The sequence below is a fragment of the Natrarchaeobius halalkaliphilus genome (assembly GCF_003841485.1).
Taxonomy (GTDB): domain Archaea; phylum Halobacteriota; class Halobacteria; order Halobacteriales; family Natrialbaceae; genus Natrarchaeobius; species Natrarchaeobius halalkaliphilus.
In genome coordinates, this window is the sequence record NZ_REFY01000004.1 from 19248 (window position 1) to 35462 (window position 16215).

A 16215-nucleotide genomic window follows, 5' to 3' on the forward strand; every position below is an offset into this window, starting at 1 on the left:
TCTTCGTCACTCTCGCTCGACGCTCGGGTGCATCGTCGGGACCTCCTCGAGCGGTTCGTCGAACGCCTCTAAGAGCCGCGTTCGCGCTCGTTCGTCCCGCCGCCGACGCTCTGTGTCGTCGATCTCTTCGCAGGCCGGCGGAACCTCGCGACCGCGACCGGTGAAATAGCCCTCCGGGACGACCCAGTCGTGATAGAAATTCGCATCCGAGTCGTGGATCACGGCGAGTGCGACCTTCGCGCCGTGACCCGCCGCGACGATCGTCTGGTGGGGTTCGCCTGCAACCCTGCCGGCGGCGTAGACGCCGTCGACGGCCGTTCGGCCGCCCTCGTCGACGCTCACGAAGTGCTTGCTCCCGCGTTGCGTTCGGCCGACGTCGAGGGGAACCAGGTACTCGCTGTCGGACCAGGACGCCGCGACCACCCGGCGGGCCTCGAGTGGCTCTCCAGCCTCGGTCTCGAGGACGAATCCGGCTTCGAAGTTCGTCGCGTCTTTCGCCTCCACGCTCGTCACGTGCCCGAGTTCGAACGTCGCTCCCGCTTCGCTGGCTTGTTCCCTCGTTAGTTGGAGGTACCGACGGGCGTCGACGCCGTTGGGGAAGCCGGGATAGTTCTCGAGACTGGCGTTGCGCGCGAGGATCGATTCGCCGCCGTCGACGACGAGCGTGTCCAGGCCGGCTCGAGCGGTGAAGATCGACACGGCCAGACCCGCGACACCGCCGCCGACGATACAGACGTCTCTCATACGCGAGCCAGAGACACCAGTGTCATATAACGTGTCGGGTTCGTGACTACCTGGATCACCGAACACCTCGGCCACGATATGATTCGAAGCGTCGAACCTGTCGAGTTCGTGATGTCGAATAACGTACTCGACAACTGTCGGGGGTTTTTGCGGCGCTACGGCAACATCTCGAGGCATTCAAATGCGTAGGTTTCTAACTCGCCGTATGGTAACCGATGAGTTCTCGGATGCGATCCGGGAGTTCGAACACGACGGCGAATCGTATACGATGGCTGATCTAACGGTTCTCGAGGAACAGGGACTGTGCGACCTCGATACGCTTCCTGTAAGCATTCGAATTCTCCTCGAGTCCGTACTCCGAAACGCGGACGGCGAGATGATCGACGACGACGACGTTCGGAACGCCGCCTCCTGGGAGCCGGACGTCCCGGACGTCGAAGTCCCGTTCACCGTCTCTCGAGTGGTGCTCCAGGACCTCACCGGCGTTCCCGCGGTCGTCGACCTGGCGGCCCTTCGATCGGCCGCTGAGCGAACGGACGTCGATCCGACGGTCGTCGAACCCGAAGTGCCCTGCGACCTGGTGATCGACCACAGCGTTCAGGTGGATTACTTCGGCAGCGAGGACGCCTACGAGCAGAACGTCGAACTCGAGTACGAGCGAAACGAAGAGCGCTACCGCGCGATCAAGTGGGCACAGCAGGCGTTCGACGAGTTCAACGTCGTTCCGCCGGGGACCGGGATCGTCCACCAGGTCAATTTAGAGCACCTCGGCCAGGTCGTCCACGACCGCGAAATCGACGGCGAACAGTGGCTGTTGCCCGACACGCTCGTCGGTACGGACAGTCACACGCCGATGATCGGCGGCATCGGCGTCGTCGGCTGGGGCGTCGGCGGCATCGAAGCCGAGGCGGCGCTGCTCGGTCAGCCGATCACCATGTCGTTGCCCGAAGTCGTCGGCGTCAGGCTGACCGGCGACCTCCCCGACGGCGCAACGGCGACCGACCTCGTGCTCCACATCACCGAGCGCCTGCGTCAGGTCGGCGTCGTCGACAAGTTCGTCGAGTTCTTCGGTCCCGGCGTCTCGCAGCTTTCGGTGGCCGACCGAGCGACGATTTCGAACATGGCTCCCGAGCAGGGATCGACGATCAGCATGTTCCCGGTCGACGAAAAGACCCTCGAGTACCTCGAGTTGACCGGCCGCGATCCGGACCACATCGATCTCGTCAAAGAGTACCTCGAGGCACAGGGTCTCTTCGGGGAGCAAGAACCCGAGTACACCGAAACCGTCGAGTTCGACCTCAGCGAGGTCGAGCCAAGCCTCGCGGGCCACAAGAAACCCCACTCGCGCATCCCGATGGGCGATCTGGACGAACACTTCCCGGCGCTGTTAGAAGAGCAGAACGTCGTCGATAGCGACGGAGCTGCGGTCGGTTCGGACGTCGATACCGGCGACGGTGCGCTCGTCGCGGATCGAGGACTCGATCTGGATGACCGCGTTCCCGTCGAACTCGAGGACGGAACCGAAGTCGAGATCGGTCACGGGAGCGTCCTCGTCAGCGCGATCACCAGCTGTACGAACACGTCGAACCCGTCGGTGATGGTCGCGGCAGGCCTGCTCGCGCGCAACGCCGCCGAGAAGGGACTCGAGGTGCCGGAGTACGTCAAGACCAGCCTCGCACCCGGCAGCCGCGTCGTCACGGAGTACCTCGAGGCAGCAGAGCTGCTCGAGGACCTAGAGGAACTCGGCTACCACGTCGTCGGCTACGGCTGTACGACGTGTATCGGCAACACGGGTCCGCTCGCGGAACCGATCGAGGCGGCCATCGACGAGAACGATCTCTGGGCGACGAGCGTCCTCTCGGGTAACCGCAACTTCGAGGCGCGTATTCACCCGAAGATCGCGGCTAACTACCTCGCCAGCCCGCCGCTGGTCGTCGCCTACGGCCTCGCCGGCAAGATGGATATCGACCTCGAGAACGAACCGATCGGGACAGACGACGACGGAAACGAGGTGTATCTTTCCGACGTCTGGCCGGAAACCGAGGAGATCCGCGAGACGATCCACGAGAACGTCTCGCCGGAGATGTTCGAAGAGAAGTACGCGAGCGCCTTCGAAGGCGACGAACGCTGGGAGGCACTCGACGCACCGACCGGCGACGTCTACGACTGGGACTCCGAGTCGACGTACATTCGCGAGCCGCCGTTCTTCAAGGACTTCCCGCTCGAGAAACCCGGCGTCGAGAACGTCGAGGACGCTCGCGGTCTGTTGACTCTCGGCGACACCGTCACGACCGACCACATCAGTCCCGCCGGACCGTTCAGCGAGGAGCTGCCCGCGGGTCAGTGGCTTTCCGAACGCGGCGTCGAACCGTACGAGTTCAACACCTACGGCTCGCGCCGTGGCAACCACGAAGTGATGATGCGAGGGACCTTCGCGAACGTCCGCATCGAAAACGAGATGCTCGACGGGAAACAGGGCGGATACACGATCCACCACCCCACTGGCGAGGAGACGACCGTCTTCGAAGCGTCCGAGCGATACCGCGAGGAAGACACGCCCCTCGTCGTGATGGCTGGCGAGGAACTCGGCACCGGCTCGAGCCGTGACTGGGCGGCCAAAGGTACCGACCTGCTGGGCATCCGCGCGACCATCGGCAAGAGCTACGAACGGATCTACCGGGACAACCTCATCGGAATGGGCGTTCTCCCGCTGCAGTTCGCGGAGGGAGAGGGATGGGAGGAACTCGGCCTCGACGGCTCCGAGCACTTCACCATCGAAGGACTCGAGGGCGGCCTCGAGCCGAACGCCGAACTGACCGTCACCGCAGAGTACGACGACGGCGACACCACCGAGTTCGACGTGACCGCACAGGTCGATACGCCTGCTGCGGTCGAGTACGTCGAAAACGGCGGCGTGCTTCACCTCGTGCTTCGTCGACTGCTGACGTCGGAAGCGAACTGAAAACGTCGACGACGGCCGCCCGCGATCGACTCATCGGTCGTCCGATCGAGCGCAGACGAAAACGGACTTCGTTCTCCGTTCGCGGAACCGAGAGGGAGTGCAGTTCACCATCACAGCGTCTCCTCGAAGAACGATCCAACTCGTTCAGCGACGTCCACTTCGTTGCCGACGAAGAAGTGATCCGCGGGGAAGGCCTCGATCCTCGAGTCGAGTTCGCGGACGTCTGCGGCCTCGACGACCGGCTCCCACTCGGCCGTCGTATCTCGCTCGCCGTAGACGATCTGTACGGGTACCTCGAGCGCCCCGAGGGCGGCGACAGCGTCGAGATCGTCACCGATGCGGGCCGTCGGAGCGAGCGCGGAGACGGCGGCTATTCCGTCGACGTCGCCCGCGGCGAGGAGCGCCAGACTCGCGCCGAAGCTGTAGCCGAAGAGGCCGACGCGGTCGTGTCGTTCGCTGGCCCAGCGAACGGTGTTTCGAACGTCTTCTCGCTCGCCGTTCCCCTCGTCCCACGCGCCGTAATCGAACCGAAGGGCTCCGATCGACCGCTCCTGGAGTGCGGCCTCGAGCGCGAGGAGTCGACTGTCGCGTCGCGAGCCACCCTGTCGAGGATGGGGCGGACACGCGACGACGATGGCGTCCGCTCCATCGGCCGGCTCGAGTGATCCGCGAACGTCACGGCCGCCGGGAACGAGCACGTCGGTCATACCCGTGGGTTGGTTTCGATAGCCTTGAATACCACTCGTCGAAGGTCGCGTTTATCCGTCGGTCTCGATCGGTTTCGCCCACCGACCACTTTTGCTCCGAACGTCGAGAGTGTACCACGAAAAATCCAGTTCCGTCGCCTTCTTCTCGAAGATACTCAGCGAAACCGGAACCGCATAATCGGAGAACGTATCCGCGGCGTCATACAGCTCGTCGTCCGGGAGTTCGTCCAACGAACCTCGAAGAACGACAGACCGCCAGTCGTCGACTTCGGACCACTCGTAGACCGTCAACGTCACCCGGTTCGATCGCTCGAGATGGGCCTCTTTCGTGCTGTCATCGTCCGAGACGAACTGGAAGAGACACCGCTGGTTGTCGCGGTCGAACCCGAACGACATCGGGACCGCGTATCCGCCGTCTTCGGTTCCGAACGAGAGCGTTCCGATACCGGTCTTTTCGAGAAACGAGTCGATTTCGTCTTCGGGCATATCCACCCCGGAGACGGACGCTACGGTGTTAGACATACGCGACTGTTCGATCGGGAGGACGGATAAAGCGAGCGTGACCTCCTACCTGCTGGGAACGCGAAGTGTCGCTCGACTCGGTGCTGGCGTCGGTTCGAAAGCGTGCATTCAAGTATTCGCCGGATCTTTTCCCGGGTATGCAAGATCAGGGACGCTCTACGCGAAAGCGAACCGGCGGCCGACTGAAGAACGTACGCAACCGCCGAAAGGACGAACTCGGTCGACTGCCGACCGAGACCCAGGTGGGTGAACCCCGGTTCCGTACCGTCGACGTTCGCGGAAACGGCTCGAAGACGCGAGCCCTCGCGACGGACGTTGCAAGCGTCAACAAAGGCGGTGAGGCGGTCTCCGCGGAAATCGAAGACGTCGTCGAAAACGACGCGAACCCCAACTACGTCCGTCGGAACATCATCACCAAGGGTGCCGTCATCGCGACCTCCGAAGGACAGGCCCGCGTGACGTCCCGACCCGGCCAGACCGGCCAGGTCAACGCCGTCTCGCTCGAGAACTGATCGAATCGCTGATCGGAGGTTTCGCGGTTCTTTCTGTGGATTTCCGACGGTCGAGTCGATATGCTCTTTCGATCTTCGGGATCATCTCGCTCGTCGCCGCCCTCGCGGATGAACTCCGTCTGTACGAGTAGACGCTCCGAGCGCCGGAGCAGAACGCCGATCCGGTTCGTCGAGGACCGGCTACGATCCGGGCCGGGGTGCCGCCTTCTGGAGAGCGGTTTCAGCGATGTTCCCGCCGTAATCTGCGCTCCGAGAGAGCGAGTCGACGATCAGCCCGAGCGATTGGGCCTGAACGGGCTCCAGGTCGCGAAGCATGTCGTCGATCGTGCGGGTGTGTTCGTCGATCTCGAGGACGGCCTCGCGGGCCGCGTGGCCCAGTCGGATCGCCTCGTCGCTTTCGTCTGCGAACAGCGCGTCCATCGCCTTCTCGAGGACGTCGCCCGCATCAGTTCGAAGCGCCGCGAGCGCCTCAGCGACCGATTCCGGAATCTCCTCGAGTTTGAGCGCGAGGTTGCTGATCTTTGCGGCGTGGTCGGCGACGCGCTCTAGCTGACGGGCGCTCGAGTGATAGTCGAAACAGTCCTCGCGGGGAACGCCGAGCTCTTCGGCTGCTCGGGGCGAACGAAGCGTGGCCCGGAAAATGCGCGAGACGACCAGCCAGAGCCGATCGACGTCGTCGTCGCGCTCGATGACGTCGTGAGCGATGTCGTCGTCGTTCTCGATCAGGGCTGTGATGGCGTCGTCGAGCATCGAGATCGCGATCAACCGCATTCTGGAAACGGCGTTGACGATGGACAGCTCCGAGGAGTCGAGCAGGTCCTGGATAACGACGCTCCCGCTCGTCTCCTCTAGAACTTCGACGCCGACGAGACTCTGGGTTGCATCCCTGATCGCCCGGCGTTGATCGGTCGTGATCCGGCCCGCCTCGAGGCGGATGATGTCGAAGCCGCTTACGTACATCGTCATCACGGCTCGAGTGAGCCGTTCGCCCTCGAGATCGGAGACGTCGAGCGTCCCCTGTTGTCGTTGCGTGTCGCTCTGAGGGGTCAACAACAGAGAGTCGTCTTCGGGATAGCATTCGACGGTCGTTCCGGCACTCACGTCGTTGTCGGTCGCCCACTCTTTGGGAAGCGAGACGGTGTACGTCGATCCGCCCGTCACCTGCACCTTGCGCGTCTCCATAGGTTGGAGTTGGGCTATGGAGACATAAATATGGCTTCCGCTATGTATCCAGTCCCGATCGTGTATATCGAACCGGGTTCGGTCGACCGTCGTGCAAATATCACTCCGAGATCACGGGAGAGAACCCACGACAACGGTTGACTCATATAGATATATATAGCGATCATAGTAGGTTATTTAGATGGAATCTCGCCACTGTTCTGGTGATGCCAACCGAGCCGATAGCTGATCGAGCCGTCGACCGCTCGCGTCGGCGCGTTCTCCTCGGTGCGGCCGGAGCGACGCTCGCCGGGCTCGCCGGCTGTATCGCTCGTGGATACGAGAGCGATCTCGAAGGCGAGATCCGGATGGACGGAAGCAACACCGTGTTGCCTCACGGCGCGGTCGTCTCCGAGGAGTTCCAGTGGCGGAACAACCGCGTTCAGATCCCGGTTCGTGGCTCCGGAACCGGCGCGGGATTCCAGCGGTTTTGTGACGGCGAAACCCACGTCCAGAACGCGAGCCGTCCGATCTTCGACGACGGAGGAGAGGACGAGGGCGCGCTCTGTACGGCAAACGGAATCGAGTACGTCGAACTCGAGACGGCACTGGACGGGCTCGCCGTTTTCGTTCACCCCGACAACGACTGGTGTGACTGTCTCACCGTCGACGAGCTCGCACGGATCTGGGAGACCGGCTCCGACGTCGAGAGGTGGAGCGGCGTTCGCGAGGGGTGGCCCGACGAAGAGATCGAACTCTACGGGCGCGATCCGGCCTCCGGGACGTTCGATTACTTCACCGAGAATATCACCGGCGAGGTCGGGAACATCCGATCGGATTACTCCGCGAGCGCGGATACGAACGTCATCGTTCGAGGCGTCCGAGGTAGTCAGTACGCCCTCGGATTCGGCGGGGCGGGCTACTACTACGAGAACGAAGACGAACTCGAACTCGTCGGCGTGGACAACGGCGAGGGCTGTATCGAGCCGACGAAAGCGACGATCGAAAGCGGCGACTACGAGCCGCTGACTCGTCCCCTGTACACCTATTTCCGGGCCGACGCACTGGCACGAGAAGAGGTTCGTTCGTTTGCCCGGTTTTACTTCGAGGAGATCGACGGCGAGGCGACCGAAGCCGACATCGTCGAGCCGGGAGAGAGCCTCACCTGGACGCAGTGGGCCGCTCGTCGGGTCGGCTACTACGCGATCCCCGACGACCAGATCGACGATCGACGAGAAACACTCGCCGGCGCAATCGCGGAGGTGACAGAATGAGCCAGGCCGACACGACGACGGCCATCACGACGGGCGGCCCGGGTGGGATCGACGACCGCAAAAACGCCGCGATCCGGTACGTGTTCTTTTCGTGTGCGTTCGTCACCGTTCTGACGACGCTCGGCATTATCCTCGTCCTCGTCCAGGGATCTCTCGAGTTCTTCCAGCACGTCTCGATCGTCGAATATCTGACCGGAACCGAGTGGTCGCCGGTTATTCGCCCCCACAGCTACGGCGTGTTACCCCTGATCTGGGGAACTCTGGTCGTGACGGTCGGATCGGCACTCGTCGCGATCCCCGTCGGAACGGCGACTGCGATCTACCTGAGCGAGTACGCCAGTCCCCGGTTCCGGAAGATCGTCAAACCGACACTCGAGATCCTCGCCGGGATCCCGACGATCGTGTACGGCTTTTTCGCCCTCTCGTTTATCACGCCACTGCTCCAGCAGCTTTTTCCCCGAACGGGAACGTTCAACGCGGTTGCGGGGGCGCTCGTCGTCGGAATCATGATCATCCCGATGGTCTCGAGTCTGAGCGAGGACGCGATGTCGGCCGTTCCGGACGATCTCCGGAACGCGGCCTACGGACTCGGTGCGACGAAGTTCGAGGTCTCGACGGGCGTCGTCGTTCCAGCGTCGCTCTCGGGCGTTATCGCCTCGTACATCCTCGCGCTCTCGCGGGCGATCGGAGAGACGATGGCGGTCACGCTCGCGGTCGGAATGCATCCGCAGATCTCGTTCGATCCGCTCGAGCCGATGCAGACGATGACCGCGTACATGGTCCAGATCGGTATCAGTGACGTCTCCATCGGCTCGATCGGCTACCAGAGTCTGTTCGCGGTCGGATTAACGCTGTTCGCGATGACGCTCTCGATGAATCTGATCAGCCTCTGGATCAAGTCGCGGTACAGAGAGGAGTACCAATGAGCGCGCAGAACCCGTTCGCCGACGGAACGCGCGAGATCGAGCGAAAGCGGTTGATCGGTCGCGTCTTCGTCGCGGTCTGTCTCGCCTCGACGCTCGTCGGAATCGTCGCGCTCGTCGCCCTGCTCGCGGACGTCCTCTCCGAGTCCTGGGGCTGGGTGACCTGGGAGTTTCTGACGTACCCGCCGTCGCAGGTGATCGAGAACTTCCTGCCCGACGGTCGCGGTGCCGGGATCTACCCCGCACTCGTCGGATCGATCTTCCTCATCGCGCTGACGGCCGTCTTCACCGTCTTTCTCGGCGTCGGCGCAGCGGTCTATCTCGAGGAGTACGCAGCCGATAGCCGGCTGTCTTCGTTCATCGAAGCGAACATCGCCAACCTCGCGGGCGTTCCGTCGATCGTGTACGGACTGCTCGGACTGGCGATCTTCGTGCGAGCGGCGCAGCTCGGCTCGAGCCTCATCGCCGGCGCACTGACGCTTACGCTGTTGATTCTGCCGATCGTGATCGTCTCGACGCAGGAGTCGCTTCGGGCGGTTCCCGACTCCCAGCGCCGTGCCGCCTACGGCGTCGGCGCGACGCAGTGGCAGGTCATCCGCGACGTTGTCTTGCCCCGGGCGCTGCCGGGAATCATGACCGGGACCATCCTCTCGCTCTCGCGAGCGATCGGTGAGACGGCTCCCATCCTCATGGTCGGTGCTGCCACGTCGCTGTTCGTCGCTCCCGACGGATTGACGAGTCCCTTCAGCGCGATGCCGATGATGATCTTCGAGTGGGCTTCGCTACCCGAACCGGAGTTTCAACACGTCGCGGCCGCGGGAATCGTCGTCCTGTTGACGATCCTGTTGCTGATGAACGCCGTTGCGATCCTCATCAGAAATCGGTACGACCCTCGGTCGTAACCGGAGTCCGTCCGTTCCGAGGTCCATCGGATCGCCCTCACACTCTCTCGCCCATCTGGCAGCCATAAATATAAAGTCACCATGATATGTAATGCAACATATTCTCCAGAATGAAGCTCACGTATCGGTTCGGCTTCGTCTTTCTTCTCGTCGTCTTCGTCACTGTCGCGGGTCTCGTCGTGACGTTCGACGCACACCGATCCGACGTGGTGGACGGTGCCGATCGATCGCTTTCGGAGCGGGCCGACCGATCCGCGTCGACGCTCGACGACCGGATACGAGAACACCAACGAACGGTCGCATTCGCCGCATCGAATCCCAACCTCGCCGCACACGGAACCGATCGACAGGCGGATACGCTCGAGCAATTCGTCGAACTGTCGGCGTTCGATGGGGCGAGTATCGTCGACGAGACGGGACAGATCAGGGCGATCGAGTCCACGGCAGCGGACGATCCGTCGGACGTCACCGGATCGGATCTGAGCGACAGGCAGTACGTGGCTTCGGCTCTCGCGGGTGAAACGTCCGTCAGCGATCCGGTTTCCGCCGAAACGGGAGCCGAAATCGTCGTCATCAGCGCGCCGATCCGGGACGGGGATGACGTCGTCGGTTCGCTCAACGGCGCGTACTATATAGAGGACGCGGCGCCGTTCGATTCGCTCGTAACCGACGAACGGTCCGCGGTGACGGTCGAAACGAACGAGGAAACGGTGTTTACCGACGCGGACCGACTCGAGGACCCGATCGATGAACGCGCCGAACTCGAGACGGTCGACTGGACCGTCGTCGTTCACCGCGAACGGTCGGTCGTGACGTCGCCGGTCGATCGGCTCGTAGAGAGCTACGTGCTTCTCGCGGTGGCGCTGCTCGGGTCCGTTTTCGTCTTCGGCATCTGGATGTATCGCTCGAACGTCACGCGGATCGGTCGATTCCGAAAACGCATTCGGGCGATCGAACGCCGCGAGTACGGTTCCGATACCCCGATCGGAGGTCACGCGGAGTGGCAACGAATCGACGACGCACTCGACGGGTTGGCCGATTCGCTCGCTCGTCGCGAACAGATGCTGTTCGTTCTGAACCGCATTTTGCGCCACAACCTTCGGAACACGCTCACCGTCGTCACCGGTCGAGCGGACGAACTCGAGTCGACGCTCGAGGGTGAGGACCGCGAGGCCGCCGCGGAGATCGCTACGGCGGCGCGGGAACTGCTCGACGACGCAGAACGCGCCAGAATGACGGAGGCGTTGGTCGATCCGGTCGACACGCAGGAGTGTCGGGCCGACGTCGCGACTATGGTCCGGGATCGAGTCGATCGGTTGGTTCGAACCGGTGAATCGGAACGGAACGACAGTCGCTCGATCTCCGTCTTCGGACCACAGCGGGCGATCGCAGCCTGTGGAACCGAGGTGTCGATCGCGATCGACGAACTGCTCGAAAACGCGGTCGAACACGCCGGACCGGAGCCGTCGGTGGCCGTCGAAATCGTCTCGACCTCCGACCGGGTTCGGATCCGAATCGAAGACGACGGTCCCGGCATTCCAGCGGACGATGTGGCCGTTATCACGGGCAAGCGTGAGCTATCCCAGGTCAATCACACCGGCGGAATCGGGCTGTGGCTGGTCGACTGGATCGTCAGTCGATACGACGGCCGGCTTCTGATTCCCGCGTCCGGAACGACCGCCGCTGACGACGAGGAGCTTCCGGAATCTGACGAGAGCGAGGGCGGCGGAACGGTCGTTCTCGAGTTGCCGCGACCGCCCGCAGAAACGAGTGCGGATCGGTAATCGGGGGTTTGCCGGAAGTGTCCGCGATCGGGTCCGTTCTCGGAGACGCCGTCGATCGAGGCGGCGCGTTAGTCGTCGCTCGTCGCGTAGCCGGTCGATCCGGTTTCGAGGTCGGTCGTCGGCGTCTCCGGGAGTTCGTTCCTGACGTCGTCCGAGCCCTCCTCGGTGATCGCCTCGTGGTAGGCTTCGGGCATGACCTTTACGAACGAATCGAGTGCGCCCTCCCAATTGTCGAGGAGTTCCCGTCCGCGTTCGGAGTCGGTGTACGCGACGTGGTTTTCGACGAGCCGACGGAGGATCCGTTCGTCTTTTTCCTCGAGGTCGCGGTGAATCGAGACCATCTCCGTGTTCGCCCGCGCGTCGAACTCGTCGTCCGGATCGGAGACGTAAGCGACGCCGCCGGACATTCCGGCCGCGAAGTTCGTTCCCGTCTCACCTAACACGGCGACGACGCCGCCGGTCATGTACTCACAGCCGTGGTCTCCGACGCCTTCGACGACCGCTTTCGCGCCGGAGTTTCGGACGGCGAATCGTTCGCCTGCGACGCCGTTGACGTACAGCTGTCCGTCGGTCGCGCCGTAGAGCGCGACGTTTCCGATCGCGACGTTCTCGGCCGGATCGTAGCTGGCGTTCTCGGGGGTCCGTATCGTCACTTTCCCGCCGGAGAGCCCCTTGCCGACGTAATCGTTCGCGCTGCCGTCGACGTGCATCGAGACGCCGCTCGCCAGGAACGCGCCGAAGCTCTGTCCGGCCGTCCCCTCGAGATCGACGGTGATCGTGTCCTCGGGGAGGCCGACCTCGCCGTAGCGGTCGGTAATCCGGTTCGAGAGCATCGCGCCGACGGTCCGGTCGACGTTGGTCACGTCGCCCGAGAGGACGACGGGGGTCCCGTTCTCGATGGCGTCGGCGGCGTCCTCGATGAACGTCCGGTCGAGTTGCTCCTCGAGTTCGTGGTCCTGTTCGCGGACCTTCCGGCGGACGTCGCCGCCGGGATCTGCGAGCACCGCCGAGAGGTCGACGCTGCGAGCTTTCGGGTGGTCGACGTCGTCGCGCTGGCTCAAAACCTCGACGTGACCGATCATCTCGTCGATCGTCTCGAACCCGAGGTCGGCCATGATCTCGCGGAGCTCCTGGGCGATGAACGTCATGTAGTTGATGACGTGTTCGGGCTCGCCGGGGAACCGCTTGCGGAGGTCCTCGCGCTGGGTAGCGACGCCGACCGGACAGGTGTTCTTGTGACACTGTCGGGCCATCACGCAGCCGCTGGTGACGAGGCTCGCGGTCCCGAAGATGTACTCTTCGGCACCCAGCAGGGCGGCGACGGCGACGTCGCGTCCGGTTTTCATGCCGCCGTCGGCGGAGATTCGGATCCGGTCTCGAAGACCGGTTTGACGGAGCATCTGGTTGGCTTCCGCCAGTCCGAGTTCCCAGGGGAGGCCGGCGTTCTTGATCGACGTCCGCGGCGACGCGCCGGTTCCGCCGGAGTGACCCGAGATGTGAACGACGTCGGCGTTGGCCTTCGCCACGCCCGCCGCGACCGTGCCGATACCGGCCTCGCTCACGAGCTTGACGTTGATGTCCGCCCCCTCGTTGGCCGCCTTGAGGTCGAAGATCAGCTGTTTCAGGTCCTCGATCGAGTAGATGTCGTGGAGCGGCGGCGGGGAGATGAGGCCGACTCCCGGCGTCGACTTCCGGACGTGGGCGATCATCTCGTTGACCTTCTCGCCGGGGAGATGACCGCCCTCGCCCGGCTTCGAACCCTGTGCCATCTTGATCTGGAGTTCGTCCGCACTCGAGAGGTACGTCGAGGTGACGCCGAACCGGCCCGAGGCGACCTGCTTTACGTTACACTCCCGTTCGGTCCCGAATCGTTCGGGCGGCTCGCCGCCCTCGCCGGAGTTCGACTTGCCGCCGATGCGGTTCATCGCGATCGAGTTGTTCTCGTGGGCTTCCGGCGAGAGCGAGCCGAGGCTCATCGCGGCCGTCGAGAACCGCTCGACGATCTCCTCGACGGGTTCGACGTCCTCGAGCGGGACGGGATCCCGGCTCGAATCGAACTCGAGGAGCCCCCGGAGCGTCTGGAGATTCTGGTTCTGGTCGTTGATCAGTTCGGCAAACTCGCCGTAGCGCTCGTAGTCGTTCGAGCGGACGGCCTGTTGGAGCGTTCCGACCGTCTCCGGGTTCCACTGATGGTGGATCCCGTTGGTCCGGTGTTCGAACTCGCCGTGGCGCTCCAGGTCGGTCTCCACGCCGAAGGCGCTCTCGTGGCGCTCCCGGACGTCCGCTTCGATTTCGGAGAGACCGATGCCTTCGGTGCGGTTTTCGGTTCCGTCGAAGTACTCGGAGACGAGATCGGAGTCGAGGCCGACGGCCTCGAATATCTGGGCACCCTGGTAGCTCTCGACCGTCGAGATCCCCATCTTGGCCATGACTTTCAACAGGCCGTCCTCGACGGCACCGACGTAGGCGTCGATGGCGACCTCGGTGTCGGCACCGTCCGGACCCGCCGTGAGGTCGTCGATCGTCCGGTAGGCGAGGTAGGGGTTGATCGCGCCGGCACCGTAGCCGACGAGCGTCGCGAAGTGGTGGACCGTCCGCGGGTCGGCGGACTCGACGACGAGGCCGACGTGATTGCGAAGGCCGTTGCGAACGAGGTGGTGGTGGACGCCCCCCGTCGCGAGCAGGCTCGGGATCGCCACGCGGTCGGCGTCGACGCCGCGGTCCGAGAGGACGATCACGTCGTGTCCCTCCTCGATCGCCGCGACGACGTCCTCGCGGACGCGGTCGATCGCCGCCTCGAGCGCCGTGCCGAGTTCGTCGTCCGGCTCGTAGGTGGTGTCGATCGTCGCGGCGGTGATCCCGTTGGTCGAACACTCCCGTATCGAATCGAGTTCGGCGTCGGTCAGGATCGGAGAGTCGAGGACGAGTTGGCGGGCGTGTTCGGGCGACTCCGCGAGGAGGTTGCGCTGGTAGCCCAGTCGGCTCTCCATCGAGGTCACTCGCTCTTCGCGGATGTAATCGAGCGGCGGGTTCGTCACCTGTGCGAACAGCTGCTTGAAGTACGAAAAGAGCGGCCGGTTGAACTCCGTGAGGACCGAAAGCGGGGTGTCGTCGCCCATCGAGCCGACGGGATCTTTACCCTTCTGGGTCATCGGTTCGATCAGGTTCTCGAGTTCGTCGTGCGTGTAGCCGAAGGCGGCCTGGTGATCGCGGAGCGGAGCGGCCGTCTCCCGCGGTGAACTGTCGTCCGTCGATCGGATGTCGTCGAGGTGAACCTGGTGGCGGTCGATCCACTCGCCGTAGCGGTCGTCGGTCAGCTCCTCGAACACCTCGTCGTCGGGAATAACTCGTCCTTCGTTGGGATCCGCGAGAAACAGCTGGCCGGGCTGGAGACGTCCGCGTTCGTCGATCGTCTCGGGATCGGTCTCGAGTGCGCCCGCTTCGCTGGCCATGATCAGGCGGTTGTCGGTGGTCACGTCGTACCGGCAGGGTCGCAGGCCGTTGCGGTCGAGAACCGCGCCGACGCGTTCGCCGTCGGTCGCGGCGACCAGTGCGGGGCCGTCCCAGGGCTCGACGAGCGAGGCGTGAAAGTCGTACCAGTCCGTTCGATCGTCGTCCATCGCGTCGTCGCCGCGCCAGGCTTCGGGAACGAGCATCCGAAGGGCGTGTTCGAGCTCGCGCCCGTCCTGGATCAGGAGTTCGAGGGCGTTGTCGACGCTTGCGGTGTCGGACTGATCGGGGTCGTTGATCACCGGTTTGATCGCGTCGAGATCGTCCAGAACGTCGCTCTCGAGGTCGGTCTCGCGGGCGCGCATCCAGTTGATGTTCCCCTGGATGGTGTTGAACTCGCCGTTGTGGATGACGTTCCGGTAGGGATGTGCGAGGTGCCAGGCACCGAGCGTGTTCGTCGAGAACCGCTCGTGGACCATCGCGAACGTCGACTCGAGGCGCTCGTCGGTCAGGTCGGGGTAGTACGATGCGACCTGTTCGCCCTTGAGCAGTCCCTTGTAGACGACGGTCTTCGAATCGAGCGAACAGACGTAGAACCGATCCAGACCGTCGGCGTCGCCCTCGTCGACCGCGCTTTCGAGGGCGCGGCGTGCGACGTACAGCCGCCGGTCGAACGCCTCGTCCGTCAGGTCGTCCTCCGGGGCGACGAACGCCTGTCGAACGTCGGGTTCGGACTCGAGAGCCGTCTCACCGAGGTCGTCGTTGATCGTCGGCACGTTCCGCCACTCGAGGACCGAGAGGCCGTAGCGATCGAAGACGTCCTCGGTGAGCGAAACGAGTTCCTCGCGGGCGTCGCGACGCTGCGGGAAGAAGAACGAGCCCGTGGCGTAGGTGTCGGGGAGATCGGTCTCGAGAACGTCCGCAAAGAACGTATCGGGCATCTGAAACAGAATCCCGGCTCCGTCGCCGGTGTTTTTCTCCGCGCCGGTGGTTCCCCGGTGCTCGAGATTGACGAGAAGATCGAGTCCGTCGGAGACGATGTCGTGGCTCGACTCGCCGTCGAGATCCATGACGACGCCGACTCCGCAGTTCGACCGGGAGTCGGCAGGGTCCGCGAGCCCCTGTCGCCTCTCGGCGGATAGCGTGCTACGTGGCTGTGGCATACCCACTCATCTCGGGAACGTACATAAGAGACTACCCCATAATGACTAAGTGTATTATATATACATACTAGGGTGTATAAGGTATATGGTTTCAGTTGGTTTGTATTGCAG

General features: G+C 63.6%; 11 protein-coding genes. 6 read left to right on the top strand and 5 right to left on the bottom strand.

The annotated features are described in order from the left end of the window. Positions 1-6: 6 nt before the first annotated feature. Positions 7-744 carry an NAD(P)/FAD-dependent oxidoreductase gene (locus EA462_RS10260; protein WP_124178487.1) on the bottom strand — a complete coding sequence of 246 codons (738 nt, stop codon included), beginning with the start codon at positions 742-744 and terminating at the stop codon, positions 7-9. Positions 745-949: 205 nt separating this feature from the next. Here EA462_RS10260 and acnA point away from each other — a divergent pair, with 205 nt between their 5' ends. After that, positions 950-3706 carry an aconitate hydratase AcnA gene (gene acnA, locus EA462_RS10265; protein ID WP_124178488.1) on the top strand — a complete coding sequence of 919 codons (2757 nt, stop codon included), beginning with the start codon at positions 950-952 and terminating at the stop codon, positions 3704-3706. Between the two features lie 110 nt (positions 3707-3816). Here the strand turns inward: acnA and EA462_RS10270 are convergent, their stop codons facing one another. Beyond that, a complete protein-coding gene (locus EA462_RS10270; protein ID WP_124178489.1) occupies positions 3817-4413 on the bottom strand; it encodes an alpha/beta hydrolase in 597 nt (198 codons plus the stop codon). 51 nt (positions 4414-4464) lie between these two features. Continuing rightward, on the bottom strand, positions 4465-4935 hold the full coding sequence (locus tag EA462_RS10275; protein ID WP_124178490.1) for a pyridoxamine 5'-phosphate oxidase family protein: 471 nt from the start codon (positions 4933-4935) through the stop codon (positions 4465-4467). 137 nt (positions 4936-5072) lie between these two features. On the opposite strand from EA462_RS10275, the gene EA462_RS10280 reads away from it, so the two are divergent. Further along, complete coding sequence (locus EA462_RS10280) at positions 5073-5447, top strand: 30S ribosomal protein S8e (protein ID WP_124178491.1); 375 nt, start codon at positions 5073-5075, stop codon at positions 5445-5447. Positions 5448-5627: 180 nt separating this feature from the next. Here EA462_RS10280 and EA462_RS10285 read toward each other — a convergent pair whose 3' ends face one another. Beyond that, positions 5628-6629: a phosphate signaling complex PhoU family protein gene (locus EA462_RS10285; protein WP_124178492.1), complete on the bottom strand. Its 1002-nt coding sequence runs from the start codon at positions 6627-6629 to the stop codon at positions 5628-5630. Positions 6630-6835: 206 nt separating this feature from the next. On the opposite strand from EA462_RS10285, the gene EA462_RS10290 reads away from it, so the two are divergent. The 4 genes from EA462_RS10290 to EA462_RS10305 all read left to right on the top strand — a co-directional run bounded on the left by EA462_RS10290 (position 6836) and on the right by EA462_RS10305 (position 11491). Continuing rightward, positions 6836-7882 carry a PstS family phosphate ABC transporter substrate-binding protein gene (locus tag EA462_RS10290; protein ID WP_124178493.1) on the top strand — a complete coding sequence of 349 codons (1047 nt, stop codon included), beginning with the start codon at positions 6836-6838 and terminating at the stop codon, positions 7880-7882. After that, the gene (gene pstC / locus EA462_RS10295) at positions 7879-8808 is read left to right on the top strand and encodes a phosphate ABC transporter permease subunit PstC (protein WP_124178494.1); all 930 of its coding nucleotides are present in this window, start codon (positions 7879-7881) and stop codon (positions 8806-8808) included. The genes EA462_RS10290 and pstC overlap by 4 nt, the downstream gene beginning before the upstream one ends. After that, the gene (pstA, locus tag EA462_RS10300; protein ID WP_124178495.1) at positions 8805-9707 is read left to right on the top strand and encodes a phosphate ABC transporter permease PstA; all 903 of its coding nucleotides are present in this window, start codon (positions 8805-8807) and stop codon (positions 9705-9707) included. The genes pstC and pstA overlap by 4 nt, the downstream gene beginning before the upstream one ends. Positions 9708-9817: 110 nt before the next feature. Further along, positions 9818-11491, top strand: coding sequence for a cache domain-containing sensor histidine kinase (locus EA462_RS10305; RefSeq protein ID WP_124178496.1), 1674 nt, complete (start codon positions 9818-9820; stop codon positions 11489-11491). Positions 11492-11559: 68 nt separating this feature from the next. On the opposite strand, the gene gltB is transcribed toward EA462_RS10305, so the two are convergent. Next, complete coding sequence (gene gltB, locus EA462_RS10310) at positions 11560-16104, bottom strand: glutamate synthase large subunit (protein WP_124178497.1); 4545 nt, start codon at positions 16102-16104, stop codon at positions 11560-11562. Between the last annotated feature and the right edge of the window lie 111 nt (positions 16105-16215).